This window comes from Winogradskyella epiphytica (assembly GCF_003217215.1).
GTDB lineage: Bacteria > Bacteroidota > Bacteroidia > Flavobacteriales > Flavobacteriaceae > Winogradskyella > Winogradskyella epiphytica.
Genome location: NZ_QJTD01000004.1, coordinates 41,500 through 62,754 on the forward strand (window position 1 = coordinate 41,500; position 21,255 = coordinate 62,754).

Below are 21,255 nucleotides of genomic sequence, written 5' to 3' on the forward strand. Positions count from 1 at the left end.
GGTTTCTTTAATAGGTGTGAGATTTATTTCGTTTTTGGCTGATCTCTATTGATTTCAGTAATATCAACTTCAGTGGCTTCAACACCAAGTAAATGTTTACTAAAATGATCTGCTCTTAACCAGAACGAATATTCAGTCATGTTTCCAAAACTATGACGTTGTCCTGGCATAAGCATAAAGTCGAAACGTTTGTTGGCTTTAATTAAGGCATTTGCCATTCTAATAGTTCCGCCTGGATGAACGTTATTGTCTACATCACCAGTAATAAGCATTAGATTTCCTTTGAGGTTGTTTGCTAAGGCCTGGTTGGTGTCAATCATGTATTTGTATTTGACATTGCCATCATCGTCCATTTCTTCTTCAACACCATGATGCGTTTCACTCCACCAACTATTGTAAATATTATTATCATGATTTCCTGCAGAAGATACAGCTGCTTTAAAGAAATCAGGATAAACTAGCATAGCTGCAGTTGACATAAATCCACCTCCAGAATGACCATAGATTCCCACTTTTTCAATATCAATAAAATCGTATTGGTCGGCAAGTTGTTCTGCTACATGTCTTTTGTCTGCTAAACCATAATCTCTAAGATTTCCGTAACCATAGTTGTGGTACCATTTAGAACGATCTGGATGTCCACCTCTATTACCCATAGTGACTACTATAAATCCAACTTGAGCCATTCGGTCTAAGCGATCCATACGAACCGAAAATGATTTATTTACTGCTTCTGTTTGTGGACCAGGATATACATATTCTAATAAAGGATATGATTTGTTTTCATCAAAATCAAATGGTTTATACATAACTCCATAGATATCTGTGATACCGTCGTCAGCTTTCATTTTAAATGGCTCAGGAAATTTATAACCAGTGGCCATTAATTGAGACAAATCGGCTTCCTCTAAATCCATAACCAATTTTCCTGTACTTGATCTTAATTCAGATTTAGGAACTGTATTCACTCTAGAATAATTACTCACAAAATATGAATTAGAATCGGCCATACTTGTACTAGTATTGTAATCACCAGGGTTTAATGTTTTTAAACCAGAACCATTTAAATTTATCTTATGAAGTTGTTCGTAATAAGGATCTATGTCTTTATTCACTCCATGAGCTGTAAAGTATAGCGTTCTAGTTTTTTCATCAACTCCAATAGCTTCTTCTACATGGTATGAACCAGAGGTCACTTGATTTTTTAAATTTCCTTCTGTATCATATAAATAATAATGAGCCCATCCTGAACGTTCAGCCCAATGAAGCATCTCCGTTTCGTTATTAAATAAAACTAAAGGACGTGATTCTATATAGGTGTTGAAGCGTTCTTCAATTAATACTTTTACTTCGCCAGTATTTATATCAGCGACGCAGATATCTAATTTTTTACGGTCTCTACTAATGGTGTTGAAATAGATTTTTCCCTGTTTAGATAGAAGTAGTGAAGGCGAGAAGTCATCATCGTATGTCGATTTTTTTCTCGGTGCACGATAAACTTGAATACTTTGTTGTTTTACGGTATCTAGCTGAACTTGAATATTTGTTTTTGAAGGGATGTCAAAGACATGTAGTTCGGTTTTATAATATTCATCTTCACCAGGCATATGGTATTTATAGGTCTCTAATGTTGGGCGTTTTCCTGAAGTCGTATTAATAACCCATAGCTCATCAATATGTCTTGAGTCAGTTCTTTGGAATACAAATTTTTTAGAATCATGAGACCAAATACCACGAACGGATTGACGTTTGTCCTTGTTTTTCTTCATGGTTTCATTGGTTTCGCCTCTTCCGCTACTTCCACCATAAGAATAGTACAATTCACCATCTTCGGTCCATTTATTTTCTACAATGGTAGTGTCTTTTTCATTCTTTACAGCCTTCAGGAAATTCTCTTTATCCATCCAATATAGATTGTAGTTTTTTGAAAATAAAACTACAGAGCTGTCAGGAGCAATATTAGCCCACTTTTTCCATTTTTCTTTGCCTTTCTTTTTGTTATCAATAACTGTTAAGCCATTACTTCCGAGGCGATATTCAAAGTGGTAAACTTTATTAACCTTTTTTGCTTTTTTCTTTTTCTTTGTATCGGTTTTTATAGAATCATTTTCCTTAATGTTCTCACCATCTACATTATCCTCTTCATCATTCTCTTCATCTACTTTTTCTGTAGATGTAACATAAAAACGAATCGCGGTTTCATTTTTTACAAATTCAAAATCGAATTTCGGTAAGTGTTGCGCGTCATAAGGATCTTTAGTGATTTCAGTTAACCACTTCGCCATTTTTTCATTATCAAAAAGTTCTTTTTTTGTACGGTTATCTGCGTCTACAATATAGTATTTAGAACCGTCTGTTGTTTTGTACTGGTACCAAAAACGATTGCCATTTTTTAGCCAATGAGGTCTTACAGAGGTAGAGTGCACTAGCTTAGCTAAGTTGGTAGGTGAATATTTCGCAGCCGCTCTGTAGTTTGGGGTTGGTGTTGATTTCTTAGAGTCATCTTGGGAGAAACTGAAATTAAAAGTTAACCCAAAAATGAGTAGAAATAATAAATTCTTCATGTTGATGTGTGCGTTAGAATAATTAGGTCAAACGCCTAAATTAGTAAATCTTTTAGAAGCTCAACTTGTATTAAGATGATGTGCTAAGTATTTAAACAAAATTTTAACGTTTTAAGGATTATTTGAGGTTTTAAAATCTGATGGTTTTAAAGATTTAAGTATATTTAATCTTATGAATTACGATGATTTAACAACTTTAGGATTAGCTTTTGGATTGGGCTTGCTCGTAGGCCTGCAGCGTGAAACTCCAAAAAATGATATGGCAGGTGTTCGAACATTTACCCTTATCACAATTTTGGGTGTAATGGCTGGTTTCTTAAGTAGAGTTTATGATAACCCATACATACTTCCCATTTTAGGATTATCAATTGCCGCTCTATTAATGATGGCTAATGTGATTAAAAGTAAAATAAGTCCAAATCCAGATGTTGGTCAAACAACTGAAGTTGCTGCCTTATTAATGTTTGCTGTTGGAGCTTACCTTGTTGAAGGAGATCAAATTATTGGGGTGATTGTTGGAGCTTCAATTGCTATATTACTTTATATAAAAGAACATCTTCATAGTTTTATAGAAAAACTAAAACCGAAGGATTTATCGGCAATAATGACATTGGCAGGTATTGCTTTAGTCATTCTTCCTATTCTTCCCGATAAAAACTTTGGCTCCTTGGAGGTCATTAATCCCAGAAACATTTGGCTGATGATTACTTTAATTGTTGGTATCAGTGTCTTTGGCTATTTTATTTACAAATTATTCGGAAAGAAAGTAGGGGTTATATCAAATGGAATTTTAGGTGGCTTAATTAGTAGTACAGCAACTACAGTGAGTTACGCTCGAAAAACTGCTGATGCTGCCGATATTAGCAAGTTGGCTGTTTTTGTAATCACAACGGCTTCAACCGTTTCTTTTATTAGAGTTTTGTTTGAAGTTGGAATTGTAATTCCACAACATTTAAATGTTATTGCGGTGCCTATCGGTGCGGTTATATTAATTATGGCTTTGACCTGTTTGGTATTATTTTATTTAATTAATAAAGACGATTCCCAAGGGGAAGAAATGCCAGAGCCAGAGAATCCTGCTCAGTTTAAAAGTGCTTTAATTTTTGGCTTGCTTTATGGACTTATTTTATTGGCTGTTGCTTTCACGAAAAAAACTTTTGGTAATGATGCTTTATATATCGTGGCTATTATAAGTGGTTTAACAGATGTCGATGCTATTACCTTATCCTTATCACAATTAATAAAGGAAGGCTCCTTACAAGCTAATTTTGGTTGGAAACTTATACTTCTTGCTGGCTTGTCAAATATGATGTTTAAAGGCATTATGGCTATAGTCTTAGGAGCTAAACAACTTACCAAATGGATCATTGTTTCTTTTGGAATTATTATAATTTCGGGTTTATTAATCATGTGGCTGTGGCCAGAATCATGGCATTTCTAAACTTGGACTATGTTTAAAAAAGATCCTTTACAGATAATTGCTTTCCAAAGTTATGGTACAGATTCCCATTTTTATGCCAGAGGAAGAGCTTTGGAAGATGAATCAATCGACCTAGAAAAGAAAAATATTTGGCAACTTATCGTCAATTCGTGGAAGCGATTTGAAACTGATGAAATAAAGCATGTGGGTTTAGACATAAAATTGCCAAATAATAAAATTCTTAAGGCTACAACTGATGGTCACGGATATTATAAGGTTGCAGAAACTTTAGAAAACCTTGAATCTATGGCCAATGATGAAGGTTGGTTGTCTTTTGAATTGTCTTATAACGACGTTAATATAAAACGCAATATTCAAAATCAAAATAGATTTCCAGGGGAATTATTAATTCCATCACAAACAGCTCAATTTGGAGTGGCTAGTGATATTGATGATACCATTTTGCACACAGGCGTAGTTTCTTTATTAAAATGGCGCTTGATTTACAATTCAATTTTTAAAAGCGCAAAAAGCAGATTACCGCTTGAAGGTGCAGCTGAACTTTATCATAAATTACATCGCGGTGCTTCAGGAGAAAATGCCAATCCTATATTTTATGTGAGTCATAGTCCATGGAATTTATATCGGTATTTGGAATTCTTTTTAAAACAAAACAATTTTCCAAAAGGGCCTATTTTGCTTCGGACTTTAGGTGATTTAATGAAGAAAAAGTCATTAGATGAAAAACCTCAAAAGCAAAAAGAAATATTGAACCTTCTTAAAACTTATCCTAATCTACCGTTTATATTGATTGGTGATAGTGGAGAGCATGATCCTGATATTTACATAGAAATTGCGGAGAAATTTCCAGATCGCATCTTAGCTATATACTTGAGAAGCGTCAAACATAAAAAGCGGATGTTGCGTGTTTCTAATCTTATTAAGGATTATAAAACAACTCAAATTTTATTGGTAGAAAGGAGTGAAGAGGCTATTGATCATGCCCGAAAACATGGTTTTATTGCTTAAGTATTCGATCTATTCGTTTTTTATTATGCTGCTGTAATAAGGTAGGGTAGAGGTTAAATATTATATTAAATACCAATAGAATAATCGCAGACAAAAATTGGCCATTCAAAGTTTGATAACCAATCAAGATCAGAATAAATAGAAAGCCTATAATATGACCTATTTCCGCATAAGTCATTTCGTTTCTTATAAGCTTTAAATCTTTTTTATTAGTTGTTCCTTTTTTGAGTTGAAGATTCTGATTAAAAACTTTAAAGACAGTATTTTTTATCATCCAACCAAAACCATTTAAGGCAAGTGATTTTCTAATCGTATCATTTTTAATGAATTCGAGGTTTGAAATTTTGGAATAGAAACTGCGGTTCTTTATCAGATTATTAAGAATTAATCCAATGATCCAAGACACAAAAACGTAAATAGTGGCATTTAGGAAATAGAGTACAATACTCACCTAAAATAATCCATTTATTTGCGCATCAATTTTATTAATAATGTCTCCTAAATCTTCAGGATTAGCCACAAAATCAATATCGTCTACATCAATAATCAATAAGTTACCCTTATCGTATTTTGAAATCCAAGCCTCGTAACGTTCGTTTAATCGGCTTAAATAATCAATACTAATAGAGTTCTCGTAATCGCGCCCACGTTTATGAATTTGTGACACTAAATTGGGAATAGAACTGCGTAGATAAATTAATAAATCGGGACCTTTTACAAAAGATTCCATCAATTCAAATAAAGACGAATAGTTTTCAAAATCACGATTGGTCATTAGACCCATGGCATGTAAGTTCGGAGCGAAAATATGAGCATCTTCATAAATTGTTCTGTCCTGGATAATATCTTTTCCGCTATCATGAATTTGATTCACTTGGCGAAATCTACTATTTAAGAAATATACTTGAAGATTAAAGCTCCAACGTTCCATCTGATTGTAAAAATCGTCTAAATACGGATTGTCAACTACGTCTTCTAATTGAGCTTCCCACTTAAAATGTTTAGCGAGTAATTTTGTGAGCGTTGTTTTTCCAGCTCCTATATTTCCAGCAACAGCAACATGCATAATCTATTCTATTTTTAATTGGTAATGACGTAGTAAATTTTCGTGGTAAATATACAAGGTTTCGTTGGTTACCAAAAACTGTTTTATTAACAACTTCGGGTGTTTAATAGCTTGTATTTCAGTGCTATTTTTCATTAGAGCGAAAAGCGATTCGTCCTTTTTTAAAATCAAATGAGCTTTACTGAAAGCCAAAGCATCAAAACCTGTGTTTTTAATTTTTTGAATTAAGCTTCCAAAGTAACTATAAACATAGAGGTAGTTTTCAGTAAGTAAGTAGCAATAATTGTAATCACTTTTTAAATCTAATACTTTAGACTGAACAGAAACCGTTTTTAATTTTACTTTATTGGCTTTATAATTGTATAATTCTAAATATTGAAAATCCTCATTAAATACCCAAAGTGTATTATCATATCCTGATGAAACAAAAGATACATTTTTATAAGGTTGAATAGTATTAAAGTCAATTTTGGAAATTTCAGCCAATCGATTATCTAAAATAACTACCGTGTTAAAATCGCGATAAAAAAGATTTATTCTTAAAGGATTAAATGTGTTGGCCGAAGTAATTTCTCCAAGTTGAAAGTTGGAATACGTGATAATAGTATCCTTAGTTTTTTTTTGAAACGAATTGTTTTCGGTTGTGTAGTAAAGGGTTCCAAAACTATCAACTCCAGAAATGGTTTTAGCTTCAACCTTAGTTGAATCTTTTAAAGTAGCAGTGATTTGCTCTTGAGAAAAGCAAATTAAACTGAAGAAAAAGAACAAAGGCATGAGCTTTTGCATAGAATTGGAGAATGATTCGGTAAAATACGAAAATTGTATTAGAAAATTTAAATGGAAATTTTAGTATTTAAAGGTAGGTATAAGCTTTAATTGTATTTTTCACAATATTACACAGTAAGTTTATAGCCATAACCACGCACGTTTATAATTTGAATTCGCTCATCGTTTTTTAATTTTTTCCGAAGCTTACTGATAAAAACATCCATACTTCTTGCGGTGAAAAAATCTTCAGTTCCCCAAAGTTTATTCAGAATTAACGAACGATCTAAAACTTGATTCTTGTTCTTTATAAGATGAAATAATAAATGCGCTTCTCTATGTGTGAGTTGAATAGCTTCTTCATTTTTAAACTTTAGAAGTTGTTTAGGAAAATCGAAACTGTAATCACCTATTTCTAGGGTTGTAGAGGTTTTTTGTGTTTTACTTCGGTCTATTAAGTTGTGAACTCTAACTATTAACTCCTCAATACTAAAGGGCTTTTTTAAGTAATCATTTCCACCTATTGAAAACCCTTCAACAACATCAGCGGTTTGGGATTTAGCGGTTAAAAATATGATTGGAATGCTGTCGTCTACAGCTCTGATTTCCTTGGCTAATGTGAAACCATCCTTTTGTGGCATCATAACATCAAGGACTAAAACTTCTGGTGATTCAGATAGGTATTTATGAAATGCTATTTCGCCATTTTCACAAAGGATGACGTTAAAGTCTCTAGTTTCTAAGCTTTCTTTTACAATTTGTCCTAAAGCGGCTTCGTCTTCAGCTAATAAAAGTTTGATTTTATTTGCCATGTGGAAGTGATATTTTGAAAGTAGTTAAACCTTTACTTAATTCTAAAGTTATTGAACCTTGATGTTTTGCAATTATGGTTTTTGTATAATACAAACCAATGCCAAAGCCTTTAACGTCGTGAGTGTTGCCTTTTGGTACGCGATAGAATTTTTCAAAAATACGCTCTTTATTGGCTTTAGTTAAATGATTTCCAGTATCTGAAATGAAAATTTCGAAATTGAAATTCTTTGAAATTAATTCAACAGAAATGGTATCTCCTCCATATTTTACAGCATTCTCTAAAATGTTGTTTAAGGCATTTTCAATATGAAAAACATCCGCATTAATAATTAGATTTTCAGACTGAAAATTGACCTGAAAAGCTTTATTCGGAAACTGAATTTCAGAACGATTAATTAAGTCTTTAAGTAAAGCAATTATGTCGAATTCCTCTTTGTTCAATTCTAAGCTATCACTATCTAAAGTGGCTGTTTCTAATAGTTTTTCAACCATGGTGTTTAATTTACCAAGTTGCTGTGAAGACATTGCGATATAATTTTTCGTCTTGGCTTTATCATCTATTGCGTTAAAGTTGCTAATGCTTTCTAATGCCGCACTAATTGTTGCAATTGGTGTTTTAAACTCGTGTGTAATATTGCTGATGAGGTCGTTTTTTACTTCGGCTAATTGCTTCTGGTGTTTTATAATTTTCAGTAAATAAAACAAGCTACTTATAACCGCTAAGATTAATAGTGAAGAAATTAAAATACCGCCCAGAATACGTTTTAAAATTACTTTAGTCTCGTTAGAGAATTGAACCTCGAGTGTGCTTCCTTTTGGTAGAAAAGTAGATTTCGATGTGGTGCTTAAAAATTCTTTTTTAGAAATCAATGAATCTTTGACTGTGGCATTTTCTATTTTAGAAGGTTGGTCGTTAGTTTTCCCATTATCATAAAGTAAATTAAAATCTACAGTTAATTGTTTTCTATTCAATTCATCGCTTAGTCTTTGATTAACCTGTTTTAAATCTAAACTATCGTTGCTTATAGAAAACATCACTTTTGTGGTTAAAACCTTAAGATCTGAATCTGTTATAATACTATCAGTTCTCTCAGAATATGAGATTGAAGCGGTGTTCTTTTTCAATTTCCGTTGGTCCATTATTGAGTCGGCATTAAGACCTCTAATAATGGTAACGCCTTCAACAGAATTAGCTTCTATAGAATCAAGGTTAGAAAACTGCTTATCTGTTTCGTTAATATTTTTCAGGATATTAGTAAACTTATCGTTGTCTTTTAAAGAGCTAAAGTCGTTGTCATCTTCAAAAAATATATTTAGGGTTGTTTTTTCGGCTAGGTCAGCATAGTAATCATCAACCGCTTTGTCTAAGCTAATTTGTACTTCATTGATGAGTTGACGTTTATTGCTTTGATAGTTCTTGTAATTCCAAAATACCTGTATGCCTATCGTAGCTATAATTACAGCAACGATGGTGTATAAAATCCATTTGTATTTTGTGCTATTCATATTTCAAAAGTAGAGGTAAAATTGATTTAAAACTAATCGGTTAACACTCGTTAACGCTCGTTAACTAATAAAGTGAAATAAGGAATAGATATTTGTAGAGTATTAATGTTAAAACCAGAATGAAATGTTTAAACCGTTAATTTTTATAATTATGGTATTGCTATCAATTCATAGTTATAGTCAATCCGTACAGAAAGAACAAGACTCTAAAGTTGTAATTTACGAAATTGAAATAAATGTAGATTCAGCTGAAGAAATAGAGAAAGCAATTACAACAAAGGACATCGATTTTTTATTTTCTAGTACAGAACCTAATGAAGAGATTATTTTCAGACTACAATGTAAAATATCTGAAAATCACGACAAAATTAAGAGTAACATGACTTATACCGTTTCAGGTAATACGAATGATAAAGAGCAGTTTATCAAAAACTTAGAAAAAGCTAAGTCTTCAGCATTAAAATTTTATAATTCGAAAAACAAAGACTAATGAAAGTATTAAAAGTAATTCTTATTGTATTATCAATATTTACGACCACTTCAAACGCTCAAGAATTTCAAGGTGTTGCGACCTATAGAACGCATCAGAAGTTTGATGTTAAATTGGATAGCACCAAGATGAATGATGATATGCAAAAGAAGATTATAGAAATGATGAAAAAGCAATTTCAGAAAACCTATCATCTCAACTTTGATAAGTTTTCCTCATTGTATCAGCAAGAAGTAGAGTTAGATAAACCACAAGTTGGAGGAGGGGATTTTCAGGTTTCATTTGGCGGCAATGCTGGTTCCGACGTACTTTATAAAAACATACGAGATCAAAACTATATAGACCAAAAAGAAACTCTGGGTAAAAGGTTTCTAATTAAAGATTCTATATCGCCAATTAAATGGGAGTTGGTGAACGAAACTAAATATATAGGTGAATACCTTTGTTTTAAAGCAACTTACACTAAACAGATTCCAAAAAGGAACTTTGGCATAAATGATTCGGATAAAGATGAGGATTCAAATGAAGAGCCAGAAATGATAGAGCGTGTGGTTTCAGCTTGGTATACACCTCAAATTCCTGTAAGCAATGGTCCGGCGAAATATCAAGGTTTACCCGGTTTAATTTTAGAAGTTAATGACGGAAAACTAACTATTATTTGTAGTAAGATTGTTATTAATCCTCATGATAAAGTGGTCATTGAAGCTCCGCGTAAAGGTACAGAAGTGAGTCAGGGGGAATATGATGATATCATGGAGAAAAAATCGAAAGAAATGATGGAGCGATATGCGCCAAGAAAAGGAAGTAAAAATGGATATTCGATAGAAATAAATGTGGGCGGCTAATTTCTTAACACAACTTTAACAAGACTTGAGTTTACATTTCTTCGATTGTGTAGTCTTATGAGAAGAAAGATGAATCAAATTCGTTACTGATATTAACTAGACTATTAAAAATGAAGAAATTACCACTTAAGATTGTATTACTGTTTACTGTGCTTTTCGCCAGTTCAAATCTGTTTGCTCAGGATTTTCAAGGAAAAGCCTATTATGTATCCAAAACAACTATGGATATGGATGAATGGGGAGGACGTGACATGAGTCCGGAGAGAAAAAAACAGATGATGGAGCGTATGAAAAGCTTTTTAGAAAAGGAGTATGTTTTAACTTTTTCTCAAGTTGAATCTATTTACAAAGAAGATGAAAAGTTAGAAGCGCCTGGTGCAGGAAGAGGTTTTAGAATGGGTGGAAGTATGACTGGCGGTCCAAAATATAAAAATGTTAAGACAAAAGAAGTTATACAAGATCAAGAGTTTTTTGGAAAACAATTTTTAATTAAGGATGAGCTAAAAACGATTGAATGGAAAATGGGCACGGAAACCAAATTAATTGGTCAGTATACAGCGTTTAAGGCAACTGCAACCGTTCCTGTGGATCGATTCGATTGGAGAAGCATGAGAAGAAGTAATTCTGACGATGAAAAAAAGGAAAAAAAGAAAGCAGATAAAGATAGTGTGAAGTCGACTAATACAGACATCACGAAATCTGATGATCCATTAAGTGAAATAGAAGTGCCAAAGACAATTGATGTTGTCGCATGGTACACACCACAAATTCCTGTGAATCAAGGTCCAGATAATTATTGGGGATTACCAGGTTTAATTTTAGAAGTTAATGCAGATCGTACCACCATTCTTTGCACTAAGATAGTTTTGAATCCTTCAGATAAGGAAACTATAGAACAACCTAAAAAAGGAGAAGTCGTAACTCAAGCCGAATACACTGAAATTATCACAAAGAAAATGCAGGAAATGCGTGAAATGTATGGTGGACGTAACAGAGGACGACGTGGTCACTAAATTCTAATAACTACAACTACAACCAAATTTTATGAAAAATATTTTAACACTATTATGTCTAATAATAGCAAGCAGTTCTTTTGCCCAAATTAAAATGCACGGTATTGTAAAAGACAGTATTGGCGCGCCTTTAGAACTTGCAAATATTATTGCTATTAATAAAGAGTCTAACACTTTAGAATCCTATGCTATTTCTGATGCTAATGGAAAATATATGCTGTCGTTAGGAAAAAATGGGACCTATAATGTTCAAGTGAGTTATATCGGATTGAAATCAGTAGATGAAACGATTGAAACCAAAGAGGAGGATATTACAAAAAACTTCAGTTTGCTATCAGATAACTCCTTAGATGCTGTTGAGTTGACTTATGAAATGCCGGTAACAATAAAAGGAGATACCTTAATTTATAATGCGGATTCTTTTAAAAATGGCACGGAACGAAAATTAGAAGATGTTCTAAAAAAATTACCAGGAGTAGAAATTAATGCCGATGGGCAAATTGAAGTAGAAGGAAAGGTAGTTAACAAGTTAATGGTTAACGGTAAGGATTTTTTTGATGGTGATTCAAAATTAGCTACAAAAAATATTCCTTCAAATGCAGTAGATAAAGTACAGGTTTTACGTAATTATGCTGAGGTTGGACAATTAAGTGGTGTTCAAAACAATCAGGATAATGTAGCGATTAACATTAGGTTAAAAGAAGGTAAAGAGAATTTTTGGTTTGGAAACGTTACGGCTGGTGGAGGCGTAGCACCATCACCAAATGACGAATTGTACTTGGTTCAACCTAAATTGTTTTATTATAGTCCTGACTATAGTATCAATGTGATTGGAGATCTAAATAATACAGGAGAAGTGGCTTTAACAGGTCGTGATATCCGAAATTTCGGTGGTGGTTTTAGACGACCTAGCAATAGCAGTGGAACAAGTATTAATCTTGGAGATAACGGCCTACGAGGTTTAACAAGTCTAAGTGACGCTCAAAGTATCCAGTCGAAATTAGGAGCACTTAACTTTAGTTATTCACCTAATAAAGCACTAGATCTTAGTGGATTTGTAATTTATAATAGCAATCGTTTAAATACAAGACAGGAAAGTTTTGTTCGATATACAAATCCTGAATTGGGTATTCCAGATGAAGAAACGGTACAAACAGGAAAAGAAGCAACTAATCAAGGTTTGGCAAAATTTAGCGCACGTTATAAACCTAATGCCAATAACCAATTAGATTACGATATTTTAGGGCGTATTTCCGATGATTCTGAAGTCAATAATGAATACTCTTCTGTCATTGGTAATACAAATCAACTAAATGAAGCAAAACCGTTTAGTATTAATCAGAATGTGAATTATTATTATACTTTAAACGACAATAATATTTTTGCTTTTGAAGCGCAGCATTTATTTAAGGATGAAGACCCTTTTTATAATGCACTACTAGTAAACGACCCAACAAACAATGATGATGCTGATAGAGATGCTTTTGACAACACCGCAGAAGGATTAGGTTTAGATAGAACTCAGTTTGGTTATGATTTAAATCAAGATAGACGAATTAAGTCGAATCAACTTGATGCTAAATTAGATTACTACAATATTTTGAATTCGAAGAGTAACATCAATCTTACTTTAGGTACTATTTTAAGTACTCAAAAATTTAATTCAAATATCTTTCAATTTTTAGATGATGGAACGTTCTACGATCCTACAGCAAATCTTACTAATGCCGATGGAGACCTATTGAGAAATGAAAATGATATTGAATACAATTTTAGTGATGTTTATTTAGGTGTTCATTATAGATTGAAAACTGGGAAATTCACTATAACACCTGGATTCTCTGTCCATGCTTATGGGAATAAGAACACGCAATTTGGTGAAACCTATGAAGATAATTTCTTCAAGATACTACCAGATTTTGAAACTCAAATCCAATTCAAAAAGAGTGAGAGTCTAACCTTCCGATATAATATGCAAAATTCGTTTACAGATGTAACGAGTCTGGCTGAAGGTTTAGTGATGAATAATTATAACAGTATCCAATATGGTGAACCAGAACTTCAAAATGCACTATCACATAATTTAAGTTTACGTTATTTTAGTTTCAACTTGTTTAATTATACAAACGTGTTTGCGATGTTAAATTATAACAAGAATATTGACCAAATAAGATCGGTGACTAATTTTGACAATGTGATTAGAACCAATACTTATTTTAACTCGAATTTCGCAGATGAAAGTGTCAACTTCTTTGGACGCGTTCAACGTACTTATGGGAAATTAAGAGCCAGTCTTGGAGTAAACTATAACTACAGTAAGAACAATCAATTTATTCAAGATATAAGATCGGTAAATGAAAGTTTCTCACAAAGCTATACGCCAGAATTGAGAACTAACTTTAGAGAAGCGCCAAACGTAAGTTTGAAGTATCAGTATAGAGTATCTAATACCAATCAAGGGGCTAACGATACACAGTTTATTACTAATGCACCTTCTATTGAATTTGATGCTTATATATGGGATGCCTTAACCTTTAGAACGGATTATTCGTACACTAAGCAAAGCTCTAATGTTGGACCTTCAGATTCTTATCAAACCTGGAATGCTAATTTATCCTATAGAAAAGATAAAGATGCGAAATGGGAATATGAGCTTAGAGCTTCTAACTTATTGAATATAGATTCTAATTTGAATAATGGTTCTAATAACATTTCGGTTTATAGCTCAGAAACGTTTGTTCTACCAAGATTCATAACATTTAGATTAACATATACACTTTAGTAAAGATTTTTATAAATTGAAAAGCCTCATATTCAAAACATGAATGCGAGGCTTTTTTTGTTTTAAATTTTATCAAAAGAAAACCCTCAACATGTTTCAAAGTGTTGAGGGTTTTTTAATGTATAATAAAAGGCTATCCCTTTTTAATATCTATATTTTCAATCACCATAGTGGCTTCTCCGGAATTATTTGTTAGAGAAGCTTCAAAAGCCTTTATTTCTCTTTCAACTTCCGTTTTTGAGCCTTTAAAGACTAAAGATTTAAAAACTTTTTTACCGTCTTCTATGGTATAAAAATCAACCGTTGCTTTAGCTAAATCTTGAGAATCTACCGTCATTTCAATAGAAACTTCTTCTTCGCTACTTACTAAAGCTGTTTCAACAGTATGACCACCTAAAATAGGAGCAATAACCAACCCAATTAAACAGGTTAATTTAATTAAGATGTTCATTGAAGGGCCAGAAGTATCTTTAAAAGGATCTCCAACGGTATCACCAGTTACTGCTGCTTTATGAGCATCAGAACCTTTATAGGTCATTTCGCCATTAATCATCACACCAGCTTCAAAAGACTTCTTCGCATTGTCCCATGCGCCACCAGCGTTGTTTTGAAAGATGGCCCAAAGGACACCAGAAACGGTAACACCGGCCATATAACCACCTAACATTTCAGCAATAGCTAGATAATCCATTCCAAAAATCATAGGAACAAAGGCAATCACTAATGGGAAACCAATAGTTAATAAACCTGGTAACATCATTTCTCTTAAAGAAGCTTCTGTTGAAATGGCGACACACTTATCGTATTCTGGTTTTCCTGTTCCTTCCATGATTCCAGGAATATCTCTAAACTGACGACGTACCTCTTGTACCATTTCCATAGCTGCTTTTCCTACAGCATTCATTGCTAAAGCGGAAAAGACCACTGGCACCATTCCACCAACAAAAAGCATGGCTAACACAGGTGCTTTAAAAATGTTAATTCCATCAATTCCGGTGAAGGTGACGTAAGCGGCAAATAAAGCCAACGAAGTTAAAGCTGCAGATGCAATAGCGAATCCTTTTCCTGTGGCGGCTGTTGTGTTTCCTACGGAATCTAAAATGTCTGTACGTTCTCTAACAATTGGGTCTTGCTCACTCATTTCAGCAATACCACCAGCATTATCAGCGATAGGTCCGAATGCGTCAATAGCTAATTGCATAGCTGTTGTAGCCATCATAGCAGATGCTGCTAAAGCTACGCCATAGAATCCTGCAAAGGCATAAGAAGCCCAAATGGCACCAGCAAATAACAATACTGAAGGGAAAGTTGAAATCATACCCGTCGCTAAACCAGCAATGATGTTGGTTCCTGCTCCTGTACTTGATTGTTGGACAATTTTTAAAATAGGTTTTTTTCCCAATCCTGTATAATATTCGGTCACTGAAGAAATCACTGCTCCAACAACTAAGCCTACCAATGTCGCATAGAATACGCGCAATGAAGAGATGTCCTGCAGACCTTCACCAAAGAAGTTCATTTGCATAGTTTCTGGTAACATCCAAGTCACCAGGCCAAAACAAGAAAGCGCTACTAAAGCGATAGATACCCAATTACCTACGTTTAAAGCGCCCATAACCTGAGCTTCTTTAGCATCGTTGCTTTTTATTTTTACAAGCATGGTTCCTATTACAGATATAATAATACCTGCACCTGCAATTGCTATAGGTAATAAGATTGGGCCAATACCTCCAAATACATCGTCAATCGATCCACCCATGTCTCTAATGACATAGTTTCCTAGAACCATTGCAGCTAAGACAGTTGCGACATAAGAGCCAAATAAATCCGCTCCCATTCCGGCAACATCTCCAACATTATCACCAACGTTATCCGCAATAGTAGCTGGGTTTCTTGGATCATCCTCAGGGATTCCTGCTTCAACTTTACCAACTAAGTCAGCTCCAACATCGGCAGCCTTTGTGTAGATTCCTCCACCAACTCTGGCGAATAAGGCTATAGATTCAGCACCAAGTGAAAAACCAGCTAAGGTTTCTAAAACAATAGTCATATCCATTGTGTTTGTCCACACAGATCCCATAAAGAACCAAAAGAAAAATATGAAGAATAGTGTCAATCCTAAGACAGCTAAACCAGCAACACCTAGTCCCATTACTGTTCCTCCTCCAAAAGAGATTTTTAAAGCATTTGGTAAACTTGTTTTAGCAGCTTGAGTTGTTCTAACATTGGTCTTGGTGGCTATTTTCATTCCTATATTTCCCGCGAAAGCAGAGAAGAATGCTCCAAAAATAAAGGAGATTACAATTAGCCAATGTGTTGTGGGTACTATAAAAGATACTGCGGTCAATGCGATACTTACTATAAGTACAAAGATGGCTAGAAGTTTGTATTCGGCATTTAAAAAGGCGAGAGCGCCTTCATATATATGATCTGAAATTTCTTTCATTTTACCGTCTCCGGCATCTTGTTTCATTACCCAAGATTTTTTAACGACCATATAAATTAGGCCTACAATTGCCATGGCAACTGGCATGTAAATCATCATTGACTCCATAAGTTTTTATTTTATTTTTTGGTTAGTCTCGTAAATGTAGGGAAATGGATATAAATAAAAAAACCCTTTCGCATTGATAACGAAAGGGTTGTAATTGTATAATTTTTCTGAAATATTAGATGCTAAATGCTCTAGTTGCTTTGTATTCGCTATTATCGTAACGCTCTACGCATTTATTTAGAATTTCATAGGCTTCTTTTGCATCGCCCCATCCACCAACATCAACTTTCTTTTTTTCTAAGTCTTTATAAACTTGGAAGAAGTGTTCGATTTCTTTAATTTGGTGTGGATTCATGTCCACTAAGTCGTTTAGATTGTTCCAAATTGGATCTGAAATTGGCACACAGATAATTTTTTCATCTGGACCTTTTTCATCGGCCATATGGAAAACTCCGATTGGCTTTACTTCCATTACACACATTGGGAATGTTGGTTCACCTCCTAATACTAATACATCTAATGGATCTCCATCTAATGCTAAAGTTTCTGGTACGAAACCGTAATCCGCAGGATACATCATAGATGAAAACAACATACGATCAAAACGAATTTTATTCAATTCAAAATCGTATTCATATTTGTTTCTGCTTCCCTTAGGAATTTCGATTAAAACATCGAAGGTTAGTTTTCCAGCTGCTGTCATATTCAATTTGTTTATAAGTTCTATAAGATAGAACGTTTAATATATTATCTTTTAAATTTTTAGCGGGTGCAAAGATAGTGTAATGCTGAGGTTTTACCAAAGTAATTATTTTCTATCCTGTTTTTAGAAATAAAACCCAAAACTACCTGTGACTCCAAAGCGTCTTGCGTCCGGTTGATCTAAGTAATTTCCTCTAAAGTTGAAGTCGAGCCTAAGCACTTTAAAAATATTAGCCACACCAAAACTATATTCGTAATACATACGACTATCTGGTGCCATTAAAGGAATTTCTAAAGGATTGCCAGTAGTACTTAATGCAATATTCTCGTCAGATAATTCTCCCCAAACCCCTCTTAAACCTAAAATGGCTCTAAGGTTATATTTCTTTAGGAAAGGAATACGTGAGAAAATACGACCATTAAAATTATGCTCTAAGTGTACAGAGCTGTAAGTGTCTGTTACAAATTCGTAATAATCTAATTGTGTAAACGTATTGTATATAGAGAAATAACTTTGGTTTCCAGGAACAACACTCAGTAATCCTAATGGTACTTCTCCAAATGTTTTTCCTAGCTCTACTGAAGTGACTAAGCGTCCAAAACCGCCAACTTGCCATGGTTGTATATAGGAGAACTGAAGTTTTGTATAATCGAAATCACTATTAAACCAATTGCGATCACCATAACTTACTTGCGTAAATAGTCTGGCGAAATTATCATTTTTATTTTTTCGTTCTACTCCAAATCCTGTCATTTCACGTTTTGGGAAAAAACCAAGAGATAGTCGAGTTTCAAATTGATCTACTTCAGATGAAACTCCTGTTAAAGAACTAGGGTCATTATAATCTAAACTAAAAGTTGGAGATGCTGATCGCAGAGTTCTAAAACTTCCATCTAGTCGGATTTCGAAATTTCTTGCGGGTTCGATGGATAGACCTAAGTTGGTTAGATTGATATTGGTAAGTTTATCGTTAGATCCTGTGCCAAATACAGCTGAGGATGCCAAACTTCGTCCTAAAACGTCTGTTGAGCTTGTTAAGCTTGCACCAATCTGTTCGACGTCGCGTCTATGACCTCCAAAGATGGTAAATCGGCTACGCTTATCTAATAACCATTTTCCGGAAATACCGTATTTGAACTTATCATCTTTAAAACCGTAGGCCAAAAAGCCTTCCAGTCGCCATAAATCGTTCTGTCCAAAATAAGTTCGTCCACCTGTTCTTATACGAACACCTTCAACTTCGTTATAACCAAAGGTTGAAAATATAGGGCCATAATCGAAATTGATTTCAGAAAACTCCACATATCCTGATGCTAATATACTTCCAACGTTATAGAGTCGTTTGAACTTCTTAACAGTTTTTAGCGTGTCTAACATTTTATACACGCCTTTTTCATCTTTACTTAAAGCTTCGAGCCTGTTGTTTTCCCAGAATTCATCCTCCCGATTGTAAACATCTTTGTCGAAATTATAAATGACTTTATCATAGAACTTTGGTTCTTTTGGAATATCGAATTTATAATTATCATAAATCGTGGTACGTTTTCCATAAACACCTCGAGATTGTTCCTTTTTGTTTAAAGCAAAATCTGAAAGAAAATAATCACGCTTAATAAGGAAAACGGAGTCGTTTAGAACTTCAAACTCTTGTTCGATATAAATTTCCTTAACCCAGTTAATATTCGCGCTTTTCGAGGCTTGAAGATTAATTTCTTTTATGGCATAAGTAGAATCATTAACCCAAAAATCACCTTTAAAAGTCAACTCGTTTTTACGTCTTGGGTAGTAAATAATATTATAACACCATTTATTATCTATAAATGCGCTATCAGATAGAACATAATTATAGGTTTGAACGCCAGTTCTACTCAAAGGACTCACAAAACTCTTATCGAAGAATTTTAAATAGTTGTCATAAACATTGTATTCTGAATACAAATCGTCAATAAAGTCTATGATGATTTGATTATTGCTAAATCCCGAATTTTTATTTCCTATTAGATCCTCTCGTTCTTTTTTTAAGAGATTATCTCCTGAAATTTTCTTGACAGATTCATTTAAGAAAATTGGTAAATAGGTCTTTCCGGTTACTTTAGAAGTATCAACTTCTTCAAATACGAATTCCATACCTTTAAAAAGTTTACTTTTTATTAAGGCACTATCAATGGTGTTGAGGTCGAATTCTACTTTTTCGTATTGGTCGTATTCATATTGTTTAAACTGACTTAGACCATTCATATGCTTACGTTCCCAAATCTTCTTAAGAATTCTGATAGCAGGATTTTCGGAGGCTTTTTTGGATTGTTTTCCTGTAACAATATGAACTTCGTCTAAAGTTGAAGCTTCTTCCTTTAATATGAACTTTAAATCGTAATTAACGCTTTTAGTTAATGGAATTTCTAACATTTCAAATCCCATGAACGATACAATTAAGGTACTCCATTTTTCATTAGATTCTAAATAGAATCTTCCATCTTCATTAGTAATGGTTCCTTCTGTAGAGCCTTTGAATAAGACGTTCGCAAAAGGAATGGGTTGATTGTTTTCATCAAAAACATGACCGCTAACTTTTGTCTGCCCTAAGGCAGAAAAAAATCCAAGTAATAGAAATGGAAGGAGTAGTTGTAGTTTCATATTAAAAAATAAACTTCATTCACAACCGTACTAAACAAAAGTTTGAGGGTTACCAATGAAGTTTATAAAACGCAGAAATCTGCAAGTTATTTATTTATACATCACTTTTTTCACAGCTTTTATAACGTCGTTACTATTAGGTAACCACTCTTCTAATAAAACTGGTGAATATGGCGCAGGTGTATCTGCTGTATTTATTTTAATAATAGGAGCATCTAAATAATCAAATGCTTCAGACTGCACTAAATATGTGATTTCTGTTGCTACGTTACCAAAAGGCCAAGCTTCTTCTAAAACAACTAATCGGTTCGTTTTCTTAACAGATTTTACAATGGCAGCTCTATCCATAGGGCGAACCGTACGTAAATCTATAATTTCACATGAGATGCCTTCTTTCTCTAATTCTTCAGCAGCTTTGTAAGCCTCTTTAATGATTTTACCAAATGAAACGATAGTTACATCGGTTCCTTCGCGCTTAATTTCAGCAACACCAATAGGAATTGTGTATTCTCCTTCTGGAACTTCACCTTTATCACCATACATCTGCTCACTTTCCATGAAAATAACAGGATCGTCATCTCTAATAGCCGATTTCAATAAGCCTTTAGCGTCATATGGCGTTGAAGGAACAACTACTTTAAGGCCAGGAGTGTTAGCGAACCAATTTTCAAAAGCTTGTGAATGTGTTGCGCCTAACTGACCAGCAGAAGCTGTTGGTCCTCTAAAAACGATAGGACATTTGAATTGGCCACCAGACATTTGTCTTATTTTAGCAGCGTTATTAATAATTTGATCAATACCAACTAATGAAAAGTTGAACGTCATATATTCTACTATAGGACGGTTTCCTGTCATTGTTGATCCAATAGCAACACCAGCAAAGCCAAGCTCTGAAATTGGAGTATCAATTACACGTTTAGGTCCAAATTCATCTAACATTCCTTTAGATGCTTTGTAAGCGCCATTGTATTCAGCTACTTCTTCACCCATAAGATAAACACTTTCATCTCTGCGCATTTCTTCGCTCATGGCTTCGCAAATAGCTTCTCTAAATTGAATTGTCTTCATTATCTTCTTTTTATTGGAGAGGCAAAAATAATAATTATCGGCTATATAATACCATTAAAAGAC

At 33.8% G+C, this 21,255-nt stretch carries 16 protein-coding genes; 6 read left to right on the forward strand and 10 right to left on the reverse strand.

Annotation, left to right across the window (positions count from 1 at the left end):
• Positions 1–23: 23 nt before the first annotated feature.
• On the reverse strand, positions 24–2,564 hold the full coding sequence (locus DFQ11_RS10340) for a S9 family peptidase (protein WP_110475814.1): 2,541 nt from the start codon (positions 2,562–2,564) through the stop codon (positions 24–26).
• 172 nt (positions 2,565–2,736) lie between these two features.
• Between DFQ11_RS10340 and DFQ11_RS10345 the strand changes: the two genes are divergently transcribed.
• Positions 2,737–4,005, forward strand: coding sequence for an MgtC/SapB family protein (locus tag DFQ11_RS10345; protein ID WP_110475815.1), 1,269 nt, complete (start codon positions 2,737–2,739; stop codon positions 4,003–4,005).
• A 9-nt stretch (positions 4,006–4,014) separates the two neighbouring features.
• Positions 4,015–5,013, forward strand: coding sequence for an App1 family protein (locus tag DFQ11_RS10350; protein ID WP_110475816.1), 999 nt, complete (start codon positions 4,015–4,017; stop codon positions 5,011–5,013).
• On the opposite strand, the gene DFQ11_RS10355 is transcribed toward DFQ11_RS10350, so the two are convergent.
• The 5 genes from DFQ11_RS10355 to DFQ11_RS10375 all read right to left on the reverse strand — a co-directional run bounded on the left by DFQ11_RS10355 (position 5,003) and on the right by DFQ11_RS10375 (position 9,163).
• A complete protein-coding gene (locus DFQ11_RS10355; RefSeq protein ID WP_110475817.1) occupies positions 5,003–5,464 on the reverse strand; it encodes a glycosyl-4,4'-diaponeurosporenoate acyltransferase CrtO family protein in 462 nt (153 codons plus the stop codon). The two genes, DFQ11_RS10350 and DFQ11_RS10355, sit on opposite strands and share 11 nt — an antisense overlap.
• Positions 5,465–6,079, reverse strand: coding sequence for a deoxynucleoside kinase (locus DFQ11_RS10360; RefSeq protein ID WP_110475818.1), 615 nt, complete (start codon positions 6,077–6,079; stop codon positions 5,465–5,467).
• Between the two features lie 3 nt (positions 6,080–6,082).
• Positions 6,083–6,865 carry a hypothetical protein gene (locus tag DFQ11_RS10365; RefSeq protein ID WP_110475819.1) on the reverse strand — a complete coding sequence of 261 codons (783 nt, stop codon included), beginning with the start codon at positions 6,863–6,865 and terminating at the stop codon, positions 6,083–6,085.
• Positions 6,866–6,972: 107 nt separating this feature from the next.
• Positions 6,973–7,656 (reverse strand): response regulator transcription factor, encoded by a 684-nt coding sequence (locus DFQ11_RS10370; RefSeq protein ID WP_110475820.1) that lies wholly within the window; start codon positions 7,654–7,656, stop codon positions 6,973–6,975.
• The gene (locus DFQ11_RS10375; RefSeq protein WP_110475821.1) at positions 7,646–9,163 is read right to left on the reverse strand and encodes a sensor histidine kinase; all 1,518 of its coding nucleotides are present in this window, start codon (positions 9,161–9,163) and stop codon (positions 7,646–7,648) included. Before DFQ11_RS10375 ends, DFQ11_RS10370 begins: the two co-directional genes overlap by 11 nt.
• A 124-nt stretch (positions 9,164–9,287) precedes the next feature.
• Here DFQ11_RS10375 and DFQ11_RS10380 point away from each other — a divergent pair, with 124 nt between their 5' ends.
• The 4 genes from DFQ11_RS10380 (at position 9,288) to DFQ11_RS10395 (ending at position 14,293) form a co-directional block, all read left to right on the forward strand.
• Positions 9,288–9,653 (forward strand): hypothetical protein, encoded by a 366-nt coding sequence (locus DFQ11_RS10380; RefSeq protein ID WP_110475822.1) that lies wholly within the window; start codon positions 9,288–9,290, stop codon positions 9,651–9,653.
• Complete coding sequence (locus tag DFQ11_RS10385; RefSeq protein WP_110475823.1) at positions 9,653–10,498, forward strand: GLPGLI family protein; 846 nt, start codon at positions 9,653–9,655, stop codon at positions 10,496–10,498. The genes DFQ11_RS10380 and DFQ11_RS10385 overlap by 1 nt, the downstream gene beginning before the upstream one ends.
• Positions 10,499–10,608: 110 nt before the next feature.
• Entirely contained in the window at positions 10,609–11,511 is a 903-nt protein-coding gene (locus DFQ11_RS10390; protein ID WP_110475824.1) for a GLPGLI family protein, read from the forward strand.
• A 31-nt stretch (positions 11,512–11,542) separates the two neighbouring features.
• Entirely contained in the window at positions 11,543–14,293 is a 2,751-nt protein-coding gene (locus DFQ11_RS10395) for a TonB-dependent receptor (protein WP_110475825.1), read from the forward strand.
• Between the two features lie 133 nt (positions 14,294–14,426).
• Here DFQ11_RS10395 and DFQ11_RS10400 read toward each other — a convergent pair whose 3' ends face one another.
• From DFQ11_RS10400 to DFQ11_RS10415, 4 genes are all read right to left on the reverse strand, one after another.
• Entirely contained in the window at positions 14,427–16,847 is a 2,421-nt protein-coding gene (locus DFQ11_RS10400; protein WP_110475826.1) for a sodium-translocating pyrophosphatase, read from the reverse strand.
• Positions 16,848–16,962: 115 nt separating this feature from the next.
• Positions 16,963–17,490, reverse strand: a complete 528-nt coding sequence (locus DFQ11_RS10405; protein WP_110475827.1) for an inorganic diphosphatase — start codon at positions 17,488–17,490, stop codon at positions 16,963–16,965.
• Between the two features lie 123 nt (positions 17,491–17,613).
• The gene (locus DFQ11_RS10410; RefSeq protein WP_110475828.1) at positions 17,614–20,124 is read right to left on the reverse strand and encodes a DUF5686 and carboxypeptidase-like regulatory domain-containing protein; all 2,511 of its coding nucleotides are present in this window, start codon (positions 20,122–20,124) and stop codon (positions 17,614–17,616) included.
• Between the two features lie 90 nt (positions 20,125–20,214).
• The gene (locus tag DFQ11_RS10415; RefSeq protein WP_110475829.1) at positions 20,215–21,192 is read right to left on the reverse strand and encodes a pyruvate dehydrogenase complex E1 component subunit beta; all 978 of its coding nucleotides are present in this window, start codon (positions 21,190–21,192) and stop codon (positions 20,215–20,217) included.
• Between the last annotated feature and the right edge of the window lie 63 nt (positions 21,193–21,255).

Bases quoted from the DNA above. Each gene is read 5' to 3' on its own strand.
- DFQ11_RS10340 (WP_110475814.1), bottom strand. From the start codon at position 2,564: ATGAAGAATTTATTATTTCTACTCATTTTTGGGTTAACTTTTAATTTC.
- DFQ11_RS10345 (WP_110475815.1), top strand. From the start codon at position 2,737: ATGAATTACGATGATTTAACAACTTTAGGATTAGCTTTTGGATTGGGC.
- DFQ11_RS10350 (WP_110475816.1), top strand. From the start codon at position 4,015: ATGTTTAAAAAAGATCCTTTACAGATAATTGCTTTCCAAAGTTATGGT.
- DFQ11_RS10360 (WP_110475818.1), bottom strand. From the start codon at position 6,079: ATGCATGTTGCTGTTGCTGGAAATATAGGAGCTGGAAAAACAACGCTC.
- DFQ11_RS10365 (WP_110475819.1), bottom strand. From the start codon at position 6,865: ATGCAAAAGCTCATGCCTTTGTTCTTTTTCTTCAGTTTAATTTGCTTT.
- DFQ11_RS10370 (WP_110475820.1), bottom strand. From the start codon at position 7,656: ATGGCAAATAAAATCAAACTTTTATTAGCTGAAGACGAAGCCGCTTTA.
- DFQ11_RS10375 (WP_110475821.1), bottom strand. From the start codon at position 9,163: ATGAATAGCACAAAATACAAATGGATTTTATACACCATCGTTGCTGTA.
- DFQ11_RS10380 (WP_110475822.1), top strand. From the start codon at position 9,288: ATGTTTAAACCGTTAATTTTTATAATTATGGTATTGCTATCAATTCAT.
- DFQ11_RS10385 (WP_110475823.1), top strand. From the start codon at position 9,653: ATGAAAGTATTAAAAGTAATTCTTATTGTATTATCAATATTTACGACC.
- DFQ11_RS10390 (WP_110475824.1), top strand. From the start codon at position 10,609: ATGAAGAAATTACCACTTAAGATTGTATTACTGTTTACTGTGCTTTTC.
- DFQ11_RS10395 (WP_110475825.1), top strand. From the start codon at position 11,543: ATGAAAAATATTTTAACACTATTATGTCTAATAATAGCAAGCAGTTCT.
- DFQ11_RS10400 (WP_110475826.1), bottom strand. From the start codon at position 16,847: ATGGAGTCAATGATGATTTACATGCCAGTTGCCATGGCAATTGTAGGC.
- DFQ11_RS10405 (WP_110475827.1), bottom strand. From the start codon at position 17,490: ATGACAGCAGCTGGAAAACTAACCTTCGATGTTTTAATCGAAATTCCT.
- DFQ11_RS10410 (WP_110475828.1), bottom strand. From the start codon at position 20,124: ATGAAACTACAACTACTCCTTCCATTTCTATTACTTGGATTTTTTTCT.
- DFQ11_RS10415 (WP_110475829.1), bottom strand. From the start codon at position 21,192: ATGAAGACAATTCAATTTAGAGAAGCTATTTGCGAAGCCATGAGCGAA.